This is a genomic window from Duganella sp. Dugasp78 (genome assembly GCF_059491455.1).
This window is the reverse complement of record NZ_CP168506.1, coordinates 5,349,228-5,370,838: the sequence shown is the minus strand read 5'-3', so window position 1 is coordinate 5,370,838 and position 21,611 is coordinate 5,349,228. Positions and strand designations below refer to the sequence as shown.

Below are 21,611 nucleotides of genomic sequence, written 5' to 3'. Positions count from 1 at the left end.
TGCCCTCTATGTTGAGATAAATCGCCATCCGGTCCTTGATGTTGCTCAAGCATGAAGCCCGCTTGTGCTGGCTCAAACTGGCGGCGTGACGGTCGCGGTCTAATCGATATTCCGCTTCCATCTGCCCGCCGCGATGACTACTGGACTGCGTCACACCTACATACAACTGGGCTGGCTGAATGCCATGCTGTACTGGATCGCCCAACTGCTGGAGGCGGCCAGCGCCGGCACGTGGGCGCTGCACCGCTACCATTTCGTGGCCCAGTACGTTGGTGACACGCCCCTGTGCGGCACACGCGGACAGGACATCGACATCCACCAGCATGACGCCGCCGATGCCACGGTGCCCGGCTATCCGCGACCGGAAAGCGTCGTCCGGCAACGCCTGGCACAAGGCGCCCTCAGCCTGACGGCCTGGCGCAAGGGGCGGCTGGCCGGCTTTCTGTGGCTGATATCCGATACTTACCTGGAAGATGAAGTGCGGGTCCGCTACCGGCTGGCCAGCTCACGCGCGTCCTGGGATTTCGACGTCTGGGTCCTGCCCGAGGAACGCCTGGGCTGGGTTTTCCCGCGCCTGTGGGAAGCGGCCCGCCGCCACTTGCGCCAGCACGGCATACGCTGGACATGCAGCCGCATCTCCGCCTTCAATCCGGCGTCGCTGCGCGCCCACGCCCGCATCGGCGTGGTGCGCATGGGCAGCGCCATTTTTCTGCGCTGCGGCCGCTGGCAATGGATGTGGGCCAGCCAGGCGCCCTATGTGCACCTGTCGCGCCACGCCGGCAAATGCCCGCAACTGCTGTTCGATACCAGCGCCTTACCCGAAATCATCCACGAGGAGCCACCATGCCGGTAATAGATCAAGTCTGCCAGACCTTGCGCGCCACGCTAGGCCTGGCGAAAATGCCACTCAATCAAGACACCCTCTTACTGGGCAGCCTGCCAGAACTGGATTCGATGGCGGTCGTCAACCTGCTCCTCGCGTTGGAGCAGCAATTCGGCATCACTGTCGACGACGATGAAATCAGCGCCCGCCATTTCCTCTCGGTCGGCACGCTCACGGCCTTCGTGCAGGGCAAGCTGGCGTGAACGGCTACGCACAACGCAGCCACGCGCTGCCCTTCTTTCTCAAGGCGGACGCCGGCGACCGTTTCTGCCTGTACTATCCGCCGCACCCGGAAACCCCAGCCCGCGGATCGCTGCTGTACGTGCCGCCCTTCGCCGAGGAGCTCAACAAAAGCCGGCGCATGGCGGCGCTCCAGGCGCGCGCCTACGCCCGCGCCGGCTACGGCGTGCTACAACTGGATCTGTACGGCAGCGGCGACAGCAGCGGCGACTTCTCCGACGCCCGCTGGGATATCTGGCTGGCCGATCTGGCGCTGGGCTGGCAATGGCTGGCCGCGCATTCGCCCGGTCCCGCCTACCTGTGGGGCCTGCGCCTGGGCGCATTACTGGCCCTGCAGTTCGCCGAGCAAGCCAGTCCGGCGCCGGCCGGACTGGTGCTGTGGCAGGCGGTCGTCAGCGGGCGGGCGCACCTGCACCAGTTCATGCGACTGCAAACCGCCGCCAGGCTCTTCGACACCAGCCCGGCGCCGGACACGGGCGAAGTAGCCGGCTACACACTGGCCACCGAACTGTGCGAAGCCATCAGGAACGCCGAGGCCGGCAAGCGCCCAAGGTGCGCGGTGCAATGGCTGGAGCTAGCCGCGCCCCCCCAGCCGGTGGCATTGCAGCCGGCATCGGCGCTGCTGCTGGAACGCTGGGAACACGCCGGCGCCCAGGTCGACGCCTGGCCGCTGGCCGGGCCGCCCTTCTGGTCCACCCCCGAGATCGCAGAAGTGCCGGCGCTGATCACCGCGACCCTGGCCGCCATGCCGTTGGGGCGAGCATGAACTGGCAACGCCTAGCCTTGCACTTCCCCTGCCGGGACAGCTGGCTGGTCGGCGTCCTGCACCTGCCGGAGCAGCCGCAGCCGCGCGGCGTGCTGATGGTCACCGGCGGGCCGCAATACCGCATCGGCAGCCACCGGCACTTCGTGCTGCTGGCGCAGGAATTGGCGGCGTCCGGCATCCCCGTCATGCGCTTCGACTATCGCGGCATGGGTGACAGCGAAGGCGATCCGCGCCACTTCGAACAGCTGGACGACGACCTGGACGCCGCGATCGCCGAGTTCTTCAGCAGACTGCCGGCCATGCGGGAGCTGGTGCTGTGGGGCCTGTGTGACGGCGCCACCGCGGCCGCCCGCCACGCCCCGCGCGATCCCCGCGTGAGCGGGCTGGTGATGCTCAATCCCTGGGTGCGCACCGAGCAAGGCAACGCACGCGCCACGCTCCGGCACTACTATGTGCACCGTCTGCTGGAACGCGACTTCTGGCGCAAGCTCAAGGGCGGCGGCGTGCAGATCGACCGCAGCTTGCGCTCCTTCATCGCGCTGGCCACCGCAGCAAGAACCGCGCCGGCGCCGGCTGCCGCCCTGCCGCAGCGCCTCTACCACGCGCTGCATCAATTCCAGGGCCGCACCCTGATCGTGCTCAGCGGCGCCGACCTGGGCGCGCGGGAATTCTGCGCGCTGTACGACCACCAGACGCACTGGCGCCAACTGCTCGACGGCCCGCGCGTGCGCCTGGTCCACGTGCCGCAGGCCAACCACACTTTTTCCAGCAGGGTCTGGCGCGCCGACGTCGCCACCGCCTGCGCCGACTGGCTGGCGTCATGGTGAAGCGCGTCCTGATGATCGCCTACCATTACCCGCCGCTGTCGGGCGGCAGCGGCATCCACCGCACGCTGGCGTTCACGCGCCACCTGCCGGAATTCGGCTGGCAGCCGACGGTGCTGACGGTGCACCCGCGCGCCTACGAAACCTGCGGCGCCGACCAGGCGGGCCACCAGGTCCCGGTGCATCGCAGCTTCGCGCTGGACAGCGCCCGCCACCTGGCGCTGCGCGGCCGCTATCCCGATCTGCTGGCCCAGCCGGACCGCTGGATTTCCTGGTGGCTGGGCGCGGTGCCGGCCGGCCTGCGCCTGATCCGCCGGCACCGCCCGGACGTCATCTGGTCCAGCTACCCCATCGCCACGGCCCACCTGATCGCCCTGACCCTGCACCGCCTCACCGGCATTCCCTGGATCGCCGACCAGCGCGACCCGATGGTGGACCACGATTACCCGCCCGATCCGCGCCGCCGCCGCATCCACGCCTGGATCGAGCGCCAGTCCATGCGGCAGGCGGCGGCCGTGGTGTGCACCACGCCCGGCGCCCTGCGCGGGCTAGGCCAGCGTCATCCTCAGGCGGACACGCGGCGCCTGGCCTTGATCGAAAACGGCTATGACGAGGCCAGCTTCCGCATGGCCGAAGCCAGCGCGGTGCCGCCCGGGCCGCGTGGCCCCTTCCGATTGCTGCACAGCGGCGTCATCTATCCCTCCGAACGCGACCCCGGCCCCTTGTTTGCGGCGCTGGCCCAGCTGTTGGCCGAGCGCCGCGTCGCGCCGGACAACTTCCGCCTGCTGCTGCGCGCCAGCGCACACGACGACCACCTGCGCGCGCTGATGCGGCACCACCCGGGCGTGGCCGAACTGGTCGAGCTGGCGCCGCCGCTGCCCTACCACGCCGCGCTGGCGGAAATGCTGGACGCCGACGGCTTGTTGCTGCTCCAGGCCGCCAACTGCAACACCCAGATCCCGGCCAAGCTGTACGAATACCTGCGCGCCCGCCGCCCGCTGCTGGCCCTGACCGACGCCGCCGGCGACACGGCGGCCGCGCTGCGCACCGCCGGCATCGACACCATCGGCCAGCTCGACAACGCGACCGACATCGCCGGCGCCCTGATGCGCTTCCTGCATCTGTGCCGGACACGGCAAGCGCCGCTGGCCGGGCGCACCGTCATCGAAGGCCACTCACGCGCCGCCCGCAGCGGCCAGCTGGCCATATTGCTGAACCACGCCGCCCACAAGGACACGCCATGAAACCACCACGCCACCTGGCCATTCCGCTGCTGCTCATCATCGCCGCCGGCGCCGCCGCGGCGCCGCCCGCGCCCGCCGGTGAGGACTGCGGCGTCTACGTCCGCCACGACCCCGGCGGCGACTACACCAACCCCACCGACCGCGAAGGCTTGAGCGTGGTCGAAACCTACCATTTCACGCCCGAGGTCGAACGGCTGGTGCGCGGCGCCTCCGGCTCGCTGGGCAGCGACATCGGCTACACCCTGGAGCATTTCCCCAACCATCACCGGGCGCTGGCCGCAATGAGCAAGCTGGCGCTGCGCGACAAGCAACGCAAGCCCTACGGCGCCCACTATTCGATCGACTGCTATTTCGACCGCGCCCTGCGTTTCCGTCCGGATGACGCCCGGGTCCACGCCCTGTACGGCGGCTATCTGCTGGGCCTGGGTCTGTCCGACGCCGCGCTGGAGCAACTGCAGGAGGCGGTCCGGCTCGAACCGAACAACGCCACCGCGCACTACAACCTCGGCTTGCTCTACCTCAAACGCAAGGATTATGCCCAAGCCCGCGCCAGCGCGCACCGGGCCTACGACATGGGTTTCCCGTTGCCGGGGCTGAAAAATCAGCTGACCGCGGCCGGCCAGTGGCGCGAGGCCGAATAGCCGCTACTTCAGGCCGTGGTGGTTCATCAGGTCGTACAGCGTCGGCCGGCTGACACCAAGCAGCTCCGCGGCCTTGACGATATTGCCGTCGACCCGCGCCAGCGCCTGCACCATCACCTTGTACTCGGCCGCCTCGCGCGCCTGCCGCAGATTGACGCTGGCGTCGGCGGCCGCGCCATCGGGCAAGCCCAGGTCCAGCGGGGAAATCTGCGGGCCATCGGCCATGATCACGGCCCGCCGTATGCAATTTTCCATCTCCCGCACATTGCCCGGCCAGGGATAGGCCTCGATCGCCGCCAGCGCCTCGGGACTGAAGTGCAAGGCCGAGCGCGACTCGCTGGCGCAAAACTTGTTCTTGAAATGGTGGGCCAGCAAGGCGCTGTCGCCGACGCGCTCGCGCAGCGGCGGTATCCTGAGCACGATTTCGCTGAGCCGGTAATACAAATCTTCACGAAACCGTCCGCTGTCGGCCAGCGCCTTCAAGTCCTGATGGGTTGCGCAGATGATGCGCACATCGATGCTGATCTCGCTGCGCCCGCCCACCCGTTCGATCACGCGCTCCTGCAGGAAACGCAACAGCTTGGCCTGCAGGTGCAATGCCATGTCGCCGATCTCGTCAAGAAAAAAGGTGCCGCCGTGCGCCAGCTCCAGCTTGCCCAGCGTCTGCCGCTGGGCGCCGGTGAACGCGCCTTTTTCGTAGCCGAACAACTCGCTCTCCAGCAGATGCTCGGGAATGGCGGCGCAATTGATCGCCACCAGACGCTTGTCGTGGCGTGAACTCAGGCGATGCAGGCCGCGCGCGACCAGCTCCTTGCCGCTGCCCGAATCGCCCAGCAGCATCACCGTCGCCGACGAGGGCGCCACCCGCTCGACGCTGCGGCACACCTTCAGCATGCCGGGATCGCGGCTGATGATGCCGGCCAGCGGCGAGTCCGACTGGATTTGCAGCATGCGCCGGTTTTCCTGCTGCATCGCATGCAGATAGAAGGCCCGCGCCACCACCAGCGACAGCGTGTCCCCGTCGAGCGGCTTCTGGTGGAAATCATACGCGCCCATGGCGATGGCCTTCAGCGCATGCTCGCGCACCTGGTTGCCGGACAGGATGATGACCTTGGTATCCGGCGCCGCCGCCAGCATCTGCTGCAGCAAGGCCAGGCCCTCGCGTGCGCCGTCAGGATCGGGCGGCAAGCCCAGGTCCATGGTCACCACCGCCGGCTGGTGCCGCCGCAGTTGCGCCATCGCGGATTCGCGATCGTCGGCCAGCACCACCTCGTAGGCGTCCAGCCGCCAGCGCAGCTGCTTCTGCAAGCCTGGATCGTCCTCCACCACCAGCAATTTACTTTTTCCCATGTCTCTCCTCTGAAGATCAGGCTGCCGCCGCGTCCACATGCAAAGGCAGGCGCAGGCGGAAGGTGGTGCCGCGTGACAGTTCGCTGCTCACCTCCAGGCGGCCGCCGATCTCGCGCGCATACTCGCGGCTCTCGAACACGCCGATGCCCATGCCGGCGCGCTTGGTCGATTCGAACGGGTGGAACAGCCGTTCGCGGATGAATTGCTCACTCATGCCGTGGCCAGTGTCGCTGAGCTCGATCACGGCGGCGGCGTCGCTGCGCGACAGGCGCAGGGCTACGCGGCCGGTGCGCGGCGTCGCCTCCACCGCGTTCAGGATCAGGTGTCCGATCACCCGCTCCAGGCGCTGGCGGTTGGCCAGCACCACCAGCCCGTCCGTGCACTGTTCCAGCACCGGCCTGGGCTCCAGTTGCGCGTAGCCGCGCAGAAGCTGTTCCAGCACCGTGTTCAGCTGCAAGGGCACAGCTTGCTCGGCCACCTCGTCGCGGCTCAGCTTGAGCAGCAGCGACTTCATCTTGCTCAACGAGTGGCCCAGCGTCTCCAGCATGTCTTCCTGAAACGCCGGATTGGCCTTGTGCCGCTCGGCGTTGACCAGCAGCAGCGACAGCTGCGACACCAGGTTCTTCAAGTCATGCACGACAAAGGTCGACATGCGGTTGAACGATTCGAACTGGCGCGCCACCGCCAGGCTGTTGGCCGATTCATGATGCGCCAGATAGCTGGCGGCCTGCCTGCCGGCAATCTTGAGCACATCGCAGACCTCCCAGTTCAGCAACAACCGCGCGCGCGGCGGCGCCAGGCAGATGTAGCCATACAGGCTGCGCTCCAGCATCAGCGGCACCACCAGCCGCACCGTGTCGGCCTCGGCCAGCCAGGACGGCAACGCCGGTATGCCGTAGCGCTGCGGATACTCGCGCCACTCGGCGATATCGATCACCCAGCCGCGCGCCTGCAGGAATGCACACAGCCCGCCGTCAGCCGGTTCCACCGCGGCTGGCAGCGGCATATTCCAGCGCGCCACCGGCTGGAAATCGGCACCATCGCGACACAGCCACAGCACTCCCGCAGGACTCTCGACCAATTCCGCCACCGCCTGGATTGCCCGCTGCGACAACGCCGCGCTGTCCTCGGCCAACGCGTGGGTAATACGCTGCCATTCCCGCCGGTAGTCGTAGCGCCCCTGATAAAAGTGCTTGCTGATAAATACCTTCAGCCGCGAGCGCACCGTGCCGGAAAACAGCACGCCCGACAGCAGCAGCGCCGCCCCGAACAGGCAAGCCAGCTGCATCAATGTGCCCCACACGCCGCCGATGTAGCGCAAATACCAGGCGCTGGCCGCCATCGCCATCAGGTACAGCGCGGAACCCAGCAACGCCGCCGAGCCGAACATGATCTGGCGCGACAGCAGCAAGCCCTCGGTCCACACCGGATTGCGCGCCACCGCCAACGCCAGCAACGGAACGCTGAGCGCGTTGACGGCGCCGCGCGCGGCCCAGATTTCCTTATTGACACGATGGAACAGCAGCGCCTCGCTGTACAGGTAGAAGTCGTAGGCGAACAAGGCGCCCGCGCCCAGACAGGCAAACTTGATGCCCCAGCGCGAGGGCGGCGGCGTGCCCCGGTACAGATGCTCGACCAGCAGCATCCCCAGCACGGCCAGCCCGAGGCGGATGACGATCGCCGTCAACGCCCGTTGATCGGCTGCCGCCAGCCAGCCCAGCACCGCCAGCATGCCGACGGCGGCCAGCCAGCCGCGCCGCCGCGCGCCACTGTCGGACAGCACCAGCAGCAACGCCAGCCAGGCCGCCGTGCGCAGCGCTTCCAGCCCGTCCAGTGGCGCCAGCAGATCGGCGCGCCAGGCCGATCCCGCAGCCGCCAGCGCCGCCCACGCGGCTGTGGCGACACAGGCCGCCCCGAATGCGCCAGCATGACCGCGCTGCCGCCAGCCGCCGCGCAGCAGCAAAGCCGCCAGCAGCGCGAACGCCAGCGCCGCCAGGCCGTAGCTGAATCCCGCCACCAGCGACCAGGACATCAACGCCCGCCCTTGCCAAACAACACCACTTGCACCGTGTCGATGAGTATCAACAAATCAAGGAACAGGCTGTTGTTCTTCACATAGTACAAATCATATTGCAGCTTGCGCAGCGCGTCCTCGACCGAGGCGCCGTAGCTGTAGCGCACCTGCGCCAGCCCGGTGATGCCCGGCTTGATGCTGTGGCGCACGTTGTAGTAAGCGATCTCGCCGCACAACTGCTCGACGAAATAGGCGCGCTCCGGGCGCGGCCCGACAAAACTCATCTCGCCCTTGAACACGTTCAGCATCTGCGGCAATTCATCGATGCGCAGCTTGCGTATCCAGTGGCCGACCACGGTCACGCGCGGATCGTTCAGCACCGCCCACCTGGGCTTGCCGTCCTGCTCGGCATCCAGACGCATGCTGCGGAACTTCAGCACGCGGAACAGGCGATTGTCGCGTCCCACCCGTTCCTGCTGATAAAACACCGGCCCACCGTCCTCGATCCGGATCGCCAGCGCGGTAAGCAGCATCACCGGCAGGGCCGCCAGGCAGATGGCGCCGCTGGCCACCAGGTCGAAGGCGCGCTTGACCGCCGCCCGCAGCAGGCTCTGGTCAAAACCGCCGCCGAAGATCAAATAGCTGGGCTGCAGGGAATCGACCCGGATCTGGCAGGCCTCGCGCTCGAAGAAGGTGGCGGCGTCGGTCACCGGCACGCCGCCCAGCGCGCATTCCAGCAGTTGCCTCACAGGAAACGCACCGTTGCGGCGGTCGCCGACCGACACCACGATTTCGTCGGCCGCGTAGCGCCGCGCCAGTGACAGCAACGACAGGTCGCCCGGCAGCAGCAGCGCCGCCGGCACGCAGGACGCCTCTCCGGCCACCGGCACAAAGCCCACCACCTTGAACGCGTGGAAGCCAACGCTGCTGGCGCCCAGCTCCAGGCACTCGCGCGCGATGGCGCCGTCGCCGATGACGATCAGGCGCTGCTCCAGCATGCCCGACTGCGCCGAGGTGAACACCACCAGCCGCGCCAGCACCACCGCAGCCCCACCCAGCACAAACACCACGCTGCCGACGCGGCCGAACTGCGCGCCCGGCAGCATGTTCGACAGCAAAGTCATCAGGCCGAAGCCCAGCACGAACGACGGCAGGATGCGCAGCAAGCTGCTCTTGATATCCTCCCTGGATTGATTGTGCTGATACATGCCCAGCGTGCCCATGCTCAGCACCATGACCAGTGCAAACGCCAGCGCCGGCAGATACAGCTGGTCGCCGCCATGGCGCCCCTTGAGCCACAGCGGCGCACTGGCCACTGCGGCCGTCAACAGCATCAGCAACTCCAGCAACAACAGCATGAAGGCTATTTTAGACACATAGTGGTGGAATATCCTGATCACGATCCGCTCCCCTACACCAAAACGGCGGTGTAACTCAGATCATCGCCAACTGTGGGCACCTGTGCCTTGAGCGGCCACAATTGGCTCGTCGGTTCAGGCCTGAAAAAGCCGAAAATCAGCCGGATATGACGCGTTCATGACAAATGGTCTATAGTCATGGTTCTCTACCGCATCCAAACGTAATCATGAAATTTGATGTTGCAATTGTCGGCAGCGGATTGGCCGGCCTGTCCGTCGCCCTCCACCTGGCCGAAACGCGCACAGTCGCGATCATTTCCAAACGTGCGCTGAAAGATGGCGCCAGCAACTGGGCCCAGGGCGGCATCGCCGCCGTGCTCGATTCCGGCGACAGCCACACCCAGCACATCGACGACACCCTGGTCGCCGGCGGCGGCCTGTGCGATGAAAGCGCCACGCGCTACATCGTCGAGCACGGCCGCGAGGCGATCGAATGGCTGATCGAGCAAGGCGTGCCCTTCACCAAGGACGACTCGGCCGAGCTGGGCTTCCACCTGACCCGCGAGGGCGGCCACAGCCAGCGCCGCATCATCCACGCGGCCGATGCCACCGGCCACGCGGTACAGGTCACGCTGGAGGAAAAAGTCCGCGCCCATCCGAACATCACCCTGTTCGAGCACCATTGCGCGATCGACCTGATCACCTCGGACAAGCTGCACCCTGTCAAGAAAGCCAACGCCCAGCCCAAGTGCTACGGCCTGTACGTGCAGGACGAGAAGAGCGGCCAGGTGCTGACCTTCGCCGCCGAACACACGGTGATGGCCACCGGCGGCGCCGGCAAGGTCTACCTGTACACCACCAATCCCGACACCGCCAGCGGCGACGGCATCGCCATGGCCTGGCGCGCCGGCTGCCGCGTGTCCAACATGGAATTCATCCAGTTCCATCCGACCTGCCTGTACCACCCGTACGCGAAGTCCTTCCTTATCACCGAGGCGATCCGCGGCGAAGGCGGCCTGCTCAAGCTGCCGCCGGAAGCGGGCGCCGCCGCCGGCACCCGCTTCATGCTGGCCCACGACGAGCGCGCCGAACTGGCGCCGCGCGACGTGGTGGCGCGCGCCATCGACTTCGAGATCAAGAAACGCGGCCTCGACTACGTGCACCTGGACATCAGCCACAAGCCGGCCGAGTTCCTGATCGAGCACTTCCCGACCATCTACGCGCGCTGCCTGGAACTGGGCATCGACATCACCAAACAGCCGATTCCCATCGTGCCGGCCGCACACTACACCTGCGGCGGCGTGGTCACCGACCTGCACGGCCGCACCGACCTGCCCGGCCTGTATGCGGTGGGCGAGACCGCCTGCACCGGCCTGCACGGCGCCAACCGCCTGGCCAGCAACTCGCTGCTGGAATGCGTGGTCATCGGCCGTGCCTGCGCCACCGACATCGCGTCCAAGGAAAAAGGCGAAGTGCCCTACCTGCCGGACTGGGACGAAAGCCGCGTCACCGACGCCGACGAGGAAGTGGTCATCGCCCACAACTGGGATGAACTGCGCCGCTTCATGTGGAATTATGTCGGCATCGTGCGCACCACCAAGCGGCTGGAGCGGGCCCAGCACCGCATCGCGCTGCTGAAGGAAGAAATCGACGAGTACTACCGCAACTTCCGCATCACGCACGACTTGCTGGAGCTGCGCAACCTGGTCGACGTCGCCAACCTGATCGTCAACAGCGCCTTGCAGCGGCGCGAAAGCCGCGGCCTGCACTTCAGCCGCGACTACCCCGAGACGCTGCCGAAAGCGCTGCCGAGCATCCTGACGCCGGCGCGCCGCAAATAAGGAGCGGGCTTGATCACGGTACGCGCAGCCCTGCCGGGCGATATCCCCGCGATGGAAGCGTTGATCGCCCGCTCGGGCATCGAGCTGAGCGACGGCTTCTACACGCCCGAGCAAGCCGAGGCGATCACCCGCCACGTGTTCGGCGTCGACACGCAACTGGTCGCCGATCAAACCTATTTTTTAATTGAGAAGCACGGGCAGCTAGTGGCCTGCGGCGGCTGGAGCAAGCGCAGCACATTGTTCGGCGCCGACCGCACCAAGCAAGGCGCCGATCCGCTGCTCGATCCGGCCACGGAAGCGGCGCGCATCCGCGCCTTCTTCGTCGATCCGTCGGCGGCCCGCCAGGGCCTGGGCCGGCTGCTGCTGACCCATTGCACCGACGCGGCCAGCGCCGGCGGCTTCCGCACGCTGGAACTGGCCGCCACCATGCCGGGCGTGCCGCTCTACCTGGCCTGCGGCTTCACGGAGGTGGAACGGTTTGAGATCACCCTGCCGGGCGACGTCAAGGTGGCGCTGGCAAAGATGAGCAAGCGTATCAACGCCTGACACCGGCCAGCGCCACCAGTTGACTTAAGCCGATTTCTTGCGGCGCGCCATGTAACCCAACAAGCCCAGGCCGGCCAGCATCATGCCGTAGGTGCTTGGTTCCGGTACTGGCGGGGCAACCGAGCCGAAACCGTCCAGGTAGGCGTAGCCGGTGTGGGCGGTCGGCTCGCAATCGGAAGCCAGCAGCGACAGCGTGAAGCTGTGGCCGGACAACGATTGATCGATGGCCAGTTGCTCGACCTGCCATTTAGGCGTGTAGAAAAAATTCCCTTCGGTCGCAAAACGGCTGTCCACGCCACCGCCATCCAGGCCGGCGTTGTAGCTGCGGCTGATCAGCAAGTTGCCGGTGGTGTCATCGGTCAGGGTCAGCTTCATCAGCGCCGATTCATCGGCCACATGGCCGCCGTTTTCCAGCACAGCTTTCCATGTGAAATAGATATTCGCGTCGGTATAGTTGCTGACTTTCTGGCTGATCACGGTCGCAAAACCGCCGCTGTAGGTATCCTCGGCGCGATAGGCGTATTTGCCGGCGCTCACGGTCGTGCCCAGCAGCCCACCCAGATTAGGATCGACGTAGCTGCTGTCGATCACGGCACCGCGCGAGCCGTTGTCGCTATTCAAGCTGCCACCAGGCAGGAATTGCGAAGGCAGCATGCCCGCGTTATCGATGCTGCCGCGGTAGCCGCCCCCGGTCGCCCAGCCGGCCGTGGTGCCGGACTCGAAGTTACCGTTGACGAAACCATCCGCATGCGCCAGACCGCTCAAACCCAGCATTGCCACCACACCAGCCAAAAATTGCAATTTCATCTAGTTGCTCCTTTAGTTAATGGTATTAAAAAAACAAGCCAGATTATATTGCATTTAAGGCATTCATAATTAATAAATTTTACATTTATGCATGCTAAATTTTCATGCCGCGCGGAGCGCCGGCTTACTTCGGGATGGCGCCGATCTGCTGAAGCAGGCCAAACATATCCGGTAGTCCTCGTTCCTCGACAATTTGCCCGCCGGCATAGCGGTAGAAATTAAGTGCCTGAACTTCAATCTTCTTGCCAGTGGCGGGCACGCCAAAGAACGTACCTTGATGCGTACCCCGCATCGTAAATCGCGCGGCCACTTTGTCGCCTTCCGTCACCATCTCTTCCAGTGTCCATTGAATGTCTGGAAATCCAGCGCGCATCATCTGAATAATCTCCAGATAGCCGGCCGGCCCACGGACGGGTTCCGCACGGCCTGGCACGTAAAAGATCGCCTCGGACGACACCAACTCGGACGCCAGCTTCTCATCCGCCGTATTGATAAACTGCACGAATCGTTTCATTCCCATGCTCCTGTGTGTTAAGGTCAACCACTGTAATCTGGAAACATATTGTGATAAATAAGTGTTATGTTTCGTCATTCAAAACAGAATGCTTACAATGGACCGATTGACAAGTATCAGCATCTTCGTGAAAGCCGTGGAACTGGGGTCATTTTCAGCGGCCGCCAATGCGCTTCACATGTCGCCGCAACTGGTGGGCAAACACGTCCAGACACTCGAGCAGCAATTGGGCGTGCGGCTCCTGAACCGAACCACGAGGCGTCAAAGCCTGACCGACATTGGCAACACGTATTACGAACGCGCACGGATCATCCTGGCGGAAGTTGAAGCCGCGGACAACCTGGTTGCGGAAACCCGCGCCGTGCCGCGCGGTCGCTTGAAGATCAATGCGCCTGTCACGTTTGGCATACACGCACTCGCGCCGAGATTGCATGAGTATCTTGGAGCCCACCCGGACGTGTCGATTGAGCTCACGCTCGCCAATCGCTTTGTGGACTTGATCGATGAGGGATATGACGCTGTGTTCCGCGTCGGCGAGTTGTCCGATAGCGGCCTGATCGCACGGCCACTGGCGCCGTACCAGTTAGTGCTGTGTGCCGCCCCCGCCTACCTTGCCGCGCACGAAGCCATTCTGAAACCGATGGACCTGCAGCAGCATGAGTGCCTTGGTTTTTCTCACACTAGTCTGCGCACCCATTGGACGTTCGATGGCCCCGACGGACGTATTACGGTGCCGATTTCAGGCCGGTTGATGGTGGATAGCGGAGAGGCGCTGCTGTCAGCCGCCGTCGCCGGGCTTGGCGTGATGCTTCAGCCCCTGGAACTGGTGAAGGCCGAGCTGGCAGCCGGGGGCCTGGTGGCCGTGCTGCCGGAATACAGCATCCCGACGCGCGCGATGCATATCCTTTACGCCCCGGATCGACGTATCACGCCAAAGCTGCGCAGCTTCCTGGACTTTGCGCTGGCAACTTTTGGCCAGCCGTCCGCTTGACGGACAGGCTGGCTGCAACCCTAGCCGACGATGCGCAAGGAATAATCCGTTGCGCGCACGTCCTTGGTCAGGCTGCCGATCGAAATCCGGTCCACGCCGGTTTCGGCAATGGCGCGCACGGTATCGAAATTGATGCCGCCGGAAGCCTCCAGCAAGGCGCGGCCGGCGTTGAGCCGCACCGCGTCGCGCATCATGTCCAGGCTGAAGTTGTCGAGCAGGATGGAGCTGGCGTCGGCCGCCAGCGCCTCTTCCAGCTCGGCGATGCTCTCCACCTCGACCTGGATCGACACGCCCTTCTCCAGCCGCTTGGCCGCCAGCACCGCGGCGGTGATGCCGCCGGCCGCCGCGATATGGTTTTCCTTGATCAGGATGCCGTCGTACAGCGCCATGCGCTGGTTCTGTCCACCGCCCACGCGCACCGCGTACTTCTGCGCCAGACGCAGGCCCGGCATGGTCTTGCGCGTATCGAGGATGGCCGCGCGGGTGCCGGCGATCACGTCCACATACTTGCGGGTCGCGCTCGCCACACCCGACAGCAGTTGCAGGAAATTCAGCGCCGCGCGTTCCGCCGTCAGCAGCGCGCGCGCCGGTCCCTGGATGGTGCAGACCAGGCTGTCGGCCTTCATCAGATCGCCTTCGGCATATTGCCAGTCGATCTCGATGCCGGCCTGCATGCAGTTCATGATGCCTTCGAACCAGGGCGCGCCGCACAGCACCGCGTCCTCGCGCACGATCACACGCGCGGTGGCGCGGCCGCCGTCCGGCACCAGCAGGCCGGTCAGGTCGCCGCTACCCACGTCTTCCAGCAGGGCCGCCAGCAGGTTGCCTTCAAAGGCGGATTTCAGCGCGTCGTCGAACGGCGCAAAGGTGTTGATTAAGGTACTCATGCCGGACCGATTCCCGAAAACAGTTTAGCTTCTTTCGCCAGGTCAGCGCCCGGCTGGACCCTGGCCTTCTTGGCCGCCGCAAAATCGAGCATGCGGTTGATGGACGTGACCGCCTGCTTGCCGATCTCCGGATCGACGTGGATCTCGTTGGCCGAACTGTTGTCCATGTTCTCCAGCACGTCGGCCAGGTTTTGCAGGCCGTTCATCGCCATCCACGGGCAATGCGCGCAGCTCTTGCAGCTGGCGCTGTTGCCGGCGGTCGGCGCCTCGATGAAGCGCTTGCCCGGCGCGGCGGCGCGCATCTTGTGCAGGATGCCGTTGTCGGTGGCGACGATGAAGGTATCGGCGTCCGACTCGACGGCGGCGTTGATGATCTGCGTGGTCGAGCCGACCACGTCGGCCAGCGCCACCACATTGGCCGGCGACTCAGGGTGCACCAGCACCTTGGCGTTCGGATATTCCGCCTTCAGCAGATCGAGTTCGATGCCCTTGAACTCGTCGTGCACCAGGCAGGAGCCCTGCCACAGCAGCATGTCGGCGCCAGTCTGCTGCTGGATGTAGGAGCCCAGGTGCTTGTCCGGCGCCCACAAAATCTTCTTGCCCTGCTCGTGCAGGTGCTTGACGATGTCCAGGCCGATCGACGAGGTCACCATCCAGTCGGCGCGCGCCTTGACGGCGGCGCTGGTGTTGGCATACACCACCACGGTGCGATCCGGGTGGGCGTCGCAGAAGGCGGTGAATTCGTCGGCCGGGCAGCCCAGGTCCAGCGAACAGGTGGCGTCCAGGTCCGGCATCAGGATGCGTTTTTCCGGGCTGAGGATCTTGGCGGTCTCGCCCATGAAGCGCACGCCGGCCACTACCAGCGTCTTGGCCGGATGGTCGCGGCCGAAGCGCGCCATCTCCAGCGAATCGGAGACGCAGCCGCCGGTTTCTTCGGCCAGGTCTTGCAGGTCGGCGTCGACGTAATAGTGGGAAACGAGCACCGCCTGCTTTTCCTTCAGCAAGCGCTTGATGCGCTCCTTGAGGGCGATGCGTTGCTCGGGGGATGGCGTGGCTGGCGTACGCGCCCAGGCGTGGGCGGTGCAGCTGGCGCCGTCTTGTGGATGCTCGTACTCGACGGCTTTGATCTCTATGGTTTGCATGGTGTTCAGTACGTGATGCGAGAAACTACACTATCGCATATTACAAAAAACCCTGCCGACGGCACTTGTCATTCCCGCGAAAGCGGCGGTTCGCCGTCGCGAAATCCATAGAGCGCCGGCCAGGATGCTCAGTATGGGTTCCCGCCTGCGCGGGAACGACACCCTATCAGTCGATGCCCTGGCTGGTCAGGTAGTCTTCGTAGTTGCCGCGGAAATCGACGATCTCGTTTTCCTTGATCTCGATGATGCGGTTGGCCAGCGACGACACGAACTCGCGGTCATGCGACACGAAGATCAGCGTGCCGGCATATTTTTCCAGCGCGATGTTGAGCGACTCGATCGATTCCATGTCCATGTGGTTGGTCGGTTCATCGAGCAGCAGCACGTTGTGGCGGCCCAGCATCAGCTTGCCGTACATCATGCGGCCCTTCTCGCCACCGGATAGCACCTTGACCGATTTCTTCACCTCGTCGCCGCCGAACAGCAGGCGGCCCAGGATCGAGCGCACGGCCTGGTCGTCGTCGCCTTCCTTGGTCCAGTGGCCCATCCAGTCGGTCAGCGTCTCGCCGGCCGCGAACTCCTCGGTGGGATCCTGCGGCATGTAGCCGACGTTGGCGTTCTCGGCCCACTTGACTACGCCGTGGTCGGCGTGCAGGCCGGCGATATCGTCGCCGCCGATGCAACGCAGCAGCGTGGTCTTGCCGGCGCCGTTGGCGCCGATGATGGCGATGCGCTCGCCCGCTTCAACCATGATGCTGAAGTTGTTGAACAGCTGGCGGTCGTATTTCTTCGCGATCGAATCGACCTCGACCGCCAGGCGGTGCAGCTTCTTCTCGCCGTCGAAACGCACGAAGGGATAGGCGCGCGACGATGGCTTGATGTCGTCGACCTTGATCTTCTCGATCTGCTTGGCGCGCGAGGTGGCCTGGCGTGCCTTGGACTTGTTGGCGGCGAAGCGGCGCACGAAGTCCTGCAGCTCGGCGACCTTTTCCTTGGCCTTGGCGTTGTTGGCCAGTTGCTGGTTGCGCGCCTGGGTCGAGGCGAACATGTACTCGTCATAATTGCCCGGGTAGATCTTCAGCGTGCCGTAGTCCATGTCGGCCACGTGGGTGCAGACCTGGTTCAGGAAGTGGCGATCGTGGGAAATGATGATCATGGTGGAGTTGCGCTCGTTGAGCACGTCTTCCAGCCAGCGGATGGTGTTGATGTCCAGGTTGTTGGTCGGTTCGTCGAGCAGCAGGATGTCCGGGTTCGAGAACAGCGCCTGCGCCAGCAGCACGCGCAGCTTCCAGCCTGGCGACACACTGCTCATCGGGCCCTGGTGCAGGTCGATGCTGACGCCCGCGCCCAGCAGCAGCTCGCCGGCGCGCGATTCGGCCGTGTAGCCGTCGTATTCGGAGACCTTGCCTTCCAGGTCGGCCGCCTTCATGTAGTCGTCGTCGGTGGCTTCGGGGTTGGCGTAGATGGCGTCGCGTTCCTGCATCGCCGCCCACATCTCGGTGTGGCCCATCATCACCACGTCCAGCACGCGCATTTCCTCGTAGGCGAACTGGTCCTGGCGCAGCTTGCCCAGGCGCTCGTTCGTATCCAGCATCACGTTGCCGCCCGACGGCTCCAGATCGCCGCCCAGGATTTTCATGAAGGTGGACTTGCCGCAACCGTTGGCGCCGATCAGGCCATAGCGGTTGCCATCGCCGAATTTGACGGAAATGTTTTCGAACAGCGGCTTGGCGCCGAATTGCATGGTGATGTTAGCGGTCGATAGCACGAATAAAGCCCTTAAAGCGTTGAATTTAGCGGTGAAGCTGGATAACCGGGCATTTTACCATTGATGGACCGTTGCCGGAATGCCCCGGGCAAAATCATCTGCGCGGCCTGCCTCAGGCGACGCGACAGGCGACCAGTGGCAGCGCCATGGTGAAGCAAGTTCCCTGCCCCAGCTCGCTGTGGACGGCGATCCGCCCGCCCAGCACCCCGTGCACCGTGTTGTAGACAATATTCAAACCCAGGCCGGAGCCGCCCTTGCCCAGCTTGGTGGTGTAGAACGGGTCGTAGATGCGCCCCAGCCGGTCCGGCGCGATGCCCTGGCCGTTGTCGCGCACCAGCAGCTCGATCCAGTCGGCATCCAGCACGCGGGCCTCGACGTCGATTTCGCCGCCCTCGATCCCCTCCAGGCCGTGGATCACGGCGTTGTTGACCAGGTTGGTGACGACCTGCCCCAGCGGGCCCGGGTAGCTGTGCATGACGATGCCGGCCGGGATCTCGTGCGAGACCATCACGCCGCTTTTCTTCAGCGTCGGCCACAGCGTCAGCATGATTTCCGCGATCACCTCGTCCAGCGCGAACCGCCGCGCCTGCGAACTTTCGCGGTCGACCGCCACCTGCTTGAAGCTGGCCACCAGGTCGTCGGCCCGGCTCAGGTTGCGCAGCAGGATTTCACCGGCCTGGGTCACCTCGGCCAGATGTGCGTCCAGCTCGGATTTGCGCAAGCCCTGGGCGCAGGCCTGCTCGAACGTGCGCGCATGGTCGAGCAGCGAACTGGCGGCCAGCACGCCGTTGCCGATCGGCGTGTTCAGCTCGTGCGCCACGCCGGCCACCAGGGCGCCGAGCGCGGCCAGCTTTTCGCTGCGCACCAGGTCGTCCTGCGTCTGCTGCAGGGAAACGATCGACTGCTCCAGTTCCGCATTGGCGTCCTGCAAGGCGTTGCTGCGCTCTTCCAGCCGGTCGCGCATCACCTTCATCGCGAACAACAGGCTGCCGCGGTCGCGCGGAGCGATCGTGATGTCCAGATCCAGCCGGCCGGCGGCGATCTGGCGCGCGATCGAGGTCGCGTAGTCCGGCTCGCCGCCGAGCTGGCGCAGCAGCGTACGCGTGATGTAGAACGTGACGCCCACGCTGAGCAGCGCTGCGAAGGCCGTCAGCCCCAGCATCACCGTGCGTGCGCGGCGGTAGGACACGCGGATCTGGTCGCTGGCCTGCGCCATCAGGGTGCTCTCGTTTGCCAGCAGCAGGCCCAGCGCGCGGAAGTAGTCGCTCTGGTAGGGATCGAGGTCGACCAGCAGCAGGTTCTTGGCCTCGCCGCGGCGCCCGTCGGCCAGCAGGGCGATGAACTCCTCCTGGTTGACGATGTAGGCCGAGCGGATGATCTCGATCTGCTGCAGCAGCTCCTTGCCGCGCGGGTCGCGCACGCGCTGGTTGAGCTGATCGATCAGCCCGGCCATCTTGCGCTTGGCGTTGACAATATCGTCCAGCTGGGCCTTGACCTGCTCCGGCTCGGTCATGATCAGCGTGTTGCGCATGGCGCGGGCGATCGCGCCCAGTTCGCCGATGACTTCATTGACCGTCAGGGTATTCGGATACTTTTCGCGCAGCGCGTCGTCCGTGGTGCGGCTCAGCGCGCCCAGTCTGGCGACGCCGACCAGCGTCATCGCAATCAGCAGCAGGATGACCAGACCGTAGCCGAACGCCAGGCGCTGGCCTATCCTCAGGTGCGGGTAGCGCATGGCTGTACCCGCCCTTGCCGCCCGGCGTGGCGCCTATTTTGCATCGATGCCAAACACCGTCTTGTTCGCGACCGGCATCAGCTGGCTGATGTTCCTGCCGGTGGCGACCAGGATCGGCACCAGGATCTGCTTGGCCGGCGGCTTGCCCTGCAGGCTGGCCACCAGGGCCTCGGCCGCCTTCTCGCCCATCAGATAGGGCTGCTGCATGCCGACCGCCACCAGCGGGCCGGTCTTGAGCAGCTCGGCCACCTCCGGCATCGCGTCGAAGGAGCCGATCAGCAGTTCGTTCTGCTTCCTGGCCGCCTTGATCGCCTGCAGCGCGCCCATGGTCGGCTGGTCGGTCTCCACGAAGATGCTGCGCACGCCGGGCGTGGCGGCCAGCAGTTCCTTGACGTAGGCGCTGGTTTCCTCCGCCGAATAGGTTTGCATCTGCCGCAGCCCGCCTTCGCGCACGATGCCGGCGTCCTTCATCGCATCGCGGAAACCGTTGGTGCGGTCCTGGCCGTTTTTGCGCGCCAGCGAAATCGTCACCAGCGCGAACGGTTCGCCCTGCCAGCCCTTATCCTTGAGCGCAGCCGCCAGCGCCGTCCCCACGTCGTAGGCGCCGCGGTAATTGTCGGACTTGACGTAGGACACATACTGCCCGCCGTTGGTGCCGATATCGGCGATCACCACCGGAATGCCGGCCTTGCGCGCCAGCTCCAGCACGTCCGGCGCGCTCTGGCTGTCGATCGGCGAGATCACGATGCCGGCCGCGCCACGCGCGATCGCCTCGCTGGCGTTGCGCAGCTGGGTCGCGCGATCAAGCCGGCTGTCCAGTGCGCGATAGGTGTAGCCGCTGGCCAGCGCAACCGACTCGGCCCCCTTGCCCAGGGTGCGCCAGAACGGCAAGTCCAGCTTGGCGGTAATGTAGACAATTTCCCTGGCCGCCGCATCGACCCGGGCGTGGCACAGCAAGGCGCCGGACAGGACGGCACACGCCATGCTCCAGTGCAGAAATGAGCGCGGGTTCATCACGCCTCCCCTCCGGTCAGAATTGATGCCGCAGGCCGAGCGACGTCAGTCTGCGCGCGCCGCCCGGGACGGCGGCCTGGTAGCTGGCCGCGCTGTCGTTGCTGAGCCCGGAATGCGCGAGATATACATTGGTCCGTTTGGACAGGTGGTAATAGTAGCCCAGCGCGATCTGCGTGACATCGGCATGCTGGTGGTAGCGGTCATGCTTGTGCACGTAGTCGGCCGCGACGACGCTGGCGCCGAACGGCACGCTGACACCGATCAGCGCGTCGCGGGTGTCGAGCGTCGTATCGTTGCGGCTGCGGGCCAGCGCCATCCACAGCTTGAACCGCCCGAAGTCATGGGTGGCGCCAACCATGTGATTGCGCGCAGCCTTGTTGCCGAGGCTATCGTTGGTGGCGTGGTAGGCCGTCTCCAGGTTGACCGCACCAACCGCATAGCCGGCGTTCATGCTGACCTGGCGATTGCCGGCGCTGTTGCCCGCCACCTCGCCGGCGCCGTAGGCCAGCTCGCCATAGAAGCCGTGCAAGCCGTCCGGCAATGTGTAGCTGACCGTGTTATCCATCCGCACGCCAGAGTCGGCAAAGACGCGCGTCGATTCGCCGGGGCCGCAGGCATCGAAGGGATCGTTGCGGACGATCGCCGCGAAATACGGCGTAAACATGCGCCCCACCCGCAGCGTGCCATAGCGGCCGGCAAGCCCTGCCCACGACTGGAAACCGAAAATCCGGTCGGCGAAAAACAGCTGGCCGGTGTCTACCCTGAAGAACGAGGCAATGTTGAAGATGGCGCTCATGCCACCGCCGAGGTCTTCGCGGCCCCGCAAGCCCAGGTGGCTGCCAGTCTGCTGCCCGCTCTCGATCCTGGTGGCCGACTTGCCGGAATCGCTATCGGCCGCCAGGCCGGCATCGATGACGCCGTACACGCTGACGGCACTCTGCGCCCGTGCCGCCGACACTGCCACGACCAGCATGGCCAAGCCCCACAGCGATCGCTTCATGACGGCTCTCCCCGGTAAAGAAGAAACGGTCAACGATGAATAAGTT

General features: G+C 65.3%; 20 protein-coding genes. 9 read left to right on the top strand and 11 right to left on the bottom strand.

Going from position 1 to position 21,611, the window contains the following annotated elements; genetic code table 11:
* Positions 1-133 precede the first annotated feature (133 nt).
* From ACEN9O_RS23835 to ACEN9O_RS23810, 6 genes are read left to right on the top strand one after another with little or no spacing between them, the layout of a single operon-like run.
* On the top strand, positions 134-853 hold the full coding sequence (locus ACEN9O_RS23835; protein ID WP_495614282.1) for a GNAT family N-acetyltransferase: 720 nt from the start codon (positions 134-136) through the stop codon (positions 851-853).
* Entirely contained in the window at positions 844-1,086 is a 243-nt protein-coding gene (locus ACEN9O_RS23830) for an acyl carrier protein (RefSeq protein WP_495614281.1), read from the top strand. Before ACEN9O_RS23835 ends, ACEN9O_RS23830 begins: the two co-directional genes overlap by 10 nt.
* Positions 1,083-1,889, top strand: coding sequence for a hydrolase 2, exosortase A system-associated (locus tag ACEN9O_RS23825; RefSeq protein WP_495614280.1), 807 nt, complete (start codon positions 1,083-1,085; stop codon positions 1,887-1,889). Before ACEN9O_RS23830 ends, ACEN9O_RS23825 begins: the two co-directional genes overlap by 4 nt.
* Positions 1,886-2,716 (top strand): hydrolase 1, exosortase A system-associated, encoded by an 831-nt coding sequence (locus tag ACEN9O_RS23820; protein WP_495614279.1) that lies wholly within the window; start codon positions 1,886-1,888, stop codon positions 2,714-2,716. Before ACEN9O_RS23825 ends, ACEN9O_RS23820 begins: the two co-directional genes overlap by 4 nt.
* Positions 2,710-3,957 (top strand): glycosyltransferase, encoded by a 1,248-nt coding sequence (locus ACEN9O_RS23815; protein WP_495614278.1) that lies wholly within the window; start codon positions 2,710-2,712, stop codon positions 3,955-3,957. The genes ACEN9O_RS23820 and ACEN9O_RS23815 overlap by 7 nt, the downstream gene beginning before the upstream one ends.
* On the top strand, positions 3,954-4,598 hold the full coding sequence (locus ACEN9O_RS23810; RefSeq protein WP_495614277.1) for a tetratricopeptide repeat protein: 645 nt from the start codon (positions 3,954-3,956) through the stop codon (positions 4,596-4,598). Before ACEN9O_RS23815 ends, ACEN9O_RS23810 begins: the two co-directional genes overlap by 4 nt.
* A 3-nt stretch (positions 4,599-4,601) precedes the next feature.
* Here the strand turns inward: ACEN9O_RS23810 and prsR are convergent, their stop codons facing one another.
* Genes prsR through ACEN9O_RS23795 form a run of 3 tightly spaced genes read right to left on the bottom strand, consistent with a single transcriptional unit; the run spans position 4,602 to position 9,362 of the window.
* Positions 4,602-5,948 carry a PEP-CTERM-box response regulator transcription factor gene (gene prsR, locus ACEN9O_RS23805; RefSeq protein WP_495614276.1) on the bottom strand — a complete coding sequence of 449 codons (1,347 nt, stop codon included), beginning with the start codon at positions 5,946-5,948 and terminating at the stop codon, positions 4,602-4,604.
* 16 nt (positions 5,949-5,964) lie between these two features.
* The gene (gene prsK / locus ACEN9O_RS23800) at positions 5,965-7,980 is read right to left on the bottom strand and encodes an XrtA/PEP-CTERM system histidine kinase PrsK (protein ID WP_495614275.1); all 2,016 of its coding nucleotides are present in this window, start codon (positions 7,978-7,980) and stop codon (positions 5,965-5,967) included.
* A complete protein-coding gene (locus ACEN9O_RS23795) occupies positions 7,980-9,362 on the bottom strand; it encodes a TIGR03013 family XrtA/PEP-CTERM system glycosyltransferase (RefSeq protein ID WP_495614274.1) in 1,383 nt (460 codons plus the stop codon). The genes prsK and ACEN9O_RS23795 overlap by 1 nt, the downstream gene beginning before the upstream one ends.
* 185 nt (positions 9,363-9,547) lie before the next feature.
* Here ACEN9O_RS23795 and nadB point away from each other — a divergent pair, with 185 nt between their 5' ends.
* A complete protein-coding gene (nadB, locus tag ACEN9O_RS23790) occupies positions 9,548-11,161 on the top strand; it encodes an L-aspartate oxidase (protein ID WP_495614273.1) in 1,614 nt (537 codons plus the stop codon).
* Positions 11,162-11,170: 9 nt separating this feature from the next.
* Positions 11,171-11,707, top strand: coding sequence for a GNAT family N-acetyltransferase (locus ACEN9O_RS23785; RefSeq protein ID WP_495614272.1), 537 nt, complete (start codon positions 11,171-11,173; stop codon positions 11,705-11,707).
* Between the two features lie 24 nt (positions 11,708-11,731).
* Here ACEN9O_RS23785 and ACEN9O_RS23780 read toward each other — a convergent pair whose 3' ends face one another.
* Together ACEN9O_RS23780 and ACEN9O_RS23775 are read right to left on the bottom strand one after the other, a co-directional pair.
* Complete coding sequence (locus tag ACEN9O_RS23780) at positions 11,732-12,514, bottom strand: PEP-CTERM sorting domain-containing protein (RefSeq protein ID WP_495614271.1); 783 nt, start codon at positions 12,512-12,514, stop codon at positions 11,732-11,734.
* A gap of 124 nt (positions 12,515-12,638) precedes the next feature.
* Positions 12,639-13,028, bottom strand: coding sequence for an ester cyclase (locus ACEN9O_RS23775; protein ID WP_495614270.1), 390 nt, complete (start codon positions 13,026-13,028; stop codon positions 12,639-12,641).
* Between the two features lie 97 nt (positions 13,029-13,125).
* Here ACEN9O_RS23775 and ACEN9O_RS23770 point away from each other — a divergent pair, with 97 nt between their 5' ends.
* Positions 13,126-14,019 carry a LysR family transcriptional regulator gene (locus ACEN9O_RS23770; RefSeq protein ID WP_495614269.1) on the top strand — a complete coding sequence of 298 codons (894 nt, stop codon included), beginning with the start codon at positions 13,126-13,128 and terminating at the stop codon, positions 14,017-14,019.
* Between the two features lie 20 nt (positions 14,020-14,039).
* On the opposite strand, the gene nadC is transcribed toward ACEN9O_RS23770, so the two are convergent.
* From nadC to ACEN9O_RS23740, 6 genes are all read right to left on the bottom strand, one after another.
* The gene (nadC, locus tag ACEN9O_RS23765) at positions 14,040-14,906 is read right to left on the bottom strand and encodes a carboxylating nicotinate-nucleotide diphosphorylase (RefSeq protein ID WP_495614268.1); all 867 of its coding nucleotides are present in this window, start codon (positions 14,904-14,906) and stop codon (positions 14,040-14,042) included.
* Positions 14,903-16,048 (bottom strand): quinolinate synthase NadA, encoded by a 1,146-nt coding sequence (gene nadA, locus ACEN9O_RS23760; RefSeq protein ID WP_495614267.1) that lies wholly within the window; start codon positions 16,046-16,048, stop codon positions 14,903-14,905. Before nadA ends, nadC begins: the two co-directional genes overlap by 4 nt.
* 166 nt (positions 16,049-16,214) lie before the next feature.
* The gene (locus tag ACEN9O_RS23755; RefSeq protein WP_495614266.1) at positions 16,215-17,816 is read right to left on the bottom strand and encodes an ABC-F family ATPase; all 1,602 of its coding nucleotides are present in this window, start codon (positions 17,814-17,816) and stop codon (positions 16,215-16,217) included.
* 112 nt (positions 17,817-17,928) lie between these two features.
* Positions 17,929-19,551, bottom strand: coding sequence for an ATP-binding protein (locus ACEN9O_RS23750; RefSeq protein ID WP_495614265.1), 1,623 nt, complete (start codon positions 19,549-19,551; stop codon positions 17,929-17,931).
* 33 nt (positions 19,552-19,584) lie between these two features.
* Positions 19,585-20,565, bottom strand: coding sequence for a substrate-binding domain-containing protein (locus ACEN9O_RS23745; RefSeq protein ID WP_495614264.1), 981 nt, complete (start codon positions 20,563-20,565; stop codon positions 19,585-19,587).
* Positions 20,566-20,581: 16 nt separating this feature from the next.
* A complete protein-coding gene (locus tag ACEN9O_RS23740) occupies positions 20,582-21,565 on the bottom strand; it encodes a porin (RefSeq protein ID WP_495614263.1) in 984 nt (327 codons plus the stop codon).
* Positions 21,566-21,611 lie beyond the last annotated feature (46 nt).

Bases quoted from the DNA above. Each gene is read 5' to 3' on its own strand.
- prsR (WP_495614276.1), bottom strand. From the start codon at position 5,948: ATGGGAAAAAGTAAATTGCTGGTGGTGGAGGACGATCCAGGCTTGCAG.
- ACEN9O_RS23820 (WP_495614279.1), top strand. From the start codon at position 1,886: ATGAACTGGCAACGCCTAGCCTTGCACTTCCCCTGCCGGGACAGCTGG.
- ACEN9O_RS23750 (WP_495614265.1), bottom strand. From the start codon at position 19,551: ATGCGCTACCCGCACCTGAGGATAGGCCAGCGCCTGGCGTTCGGCTAC.
- ACEN9O_RS23780 (WP_495614271.1), bottom strand. From the start codon at position 12,514: ATGAAATTGCAATTTTTGGCTGGTGTGGTGGCAATGCTGGGTTTGAGC.
- ACEN9O_RS23745 (WP_495614264.1), bottom strand. From the start codon at position 20,565: ATGAACCCGCGCTCATTTCTGCACTGGAGCATGGCGTGTGCCGTCCTG.
- ACEN9O_RS23775 (WP_495614270.1), bottom strand. From the start codon at position 13,028: ATGAAACGATTCGTGCAGTTTATCAATACGGCGGATGAGAAGCTGGCG.
- ACEN9O_RS23830 (WP_495614281.1), top strand. From the start codon at position 844: ATGCCGGTAATAGATCAAGTCTGCCAGACCTTGCGCGCCACGCTAGGC.
- nadB (WP_495614273.1), top strand. From the start codon at position 9,548: ATGAAATTTGATGTTGCAATTGTCGGCAGCGGATTGGCCGGCCTGTCC.
- nadA (WP_495614267.1), bottom strand. From the start codon at position 16,048: ATGCAAACCATAGAGATCAAAGCCGTCGAGTACGAGCATCCACAAGAC.
- ACEN9O_RS23835 (WP_495614282.1), top strand. From the start codon at position 134: ATGACTACTGGACTGCGTCACACCTACATACAACTGGGCTGGCTGAAT.
- ACEN9O_RS23810 (WP_495614277.1), top strand. From the start codon at position 3,954: ATGAAACCACCACGCCACCTGGCCATTCCGCTGCTGCTCATCATCGCC.
- ACEN9O_RS23770 (WP_495614269.1), top strand. From the start codon at position 13,126: ATGGACCGATTGACAAGTATCAGCATCTTCGTGAAAGCCGTGGAACTG.
- ACEN9O_RS23815 (WP_495614278.1), top strand. From the start codon at position 2,710: ATGGTGAAGCGCGTCCTGATGATCGCCTACCATTACCCGCCGCTGTCG.
- nadC (WP_495614268.1), bottom strand. From the start codon at position 14,906: ATGAGTACCTTAATCAACACCTTTGCGCCGTTCGACGACGCGCTGAAA.
- prsK (WP_495614275.1), bottom strand. From the start codon at position 7,980: ATGTCCTGGTCGCTGGTGGCGGGATTCAGCTACGGCCTGGCGGCGCTG.
- ACEN9O_RS23740 (WP_495614263.1), bottom strand. From the start codon at position 21,565: ATGAAGCGATCGCTGTGGGGCTTGGCCATGCTGGTCGTGGCAGTGTCG.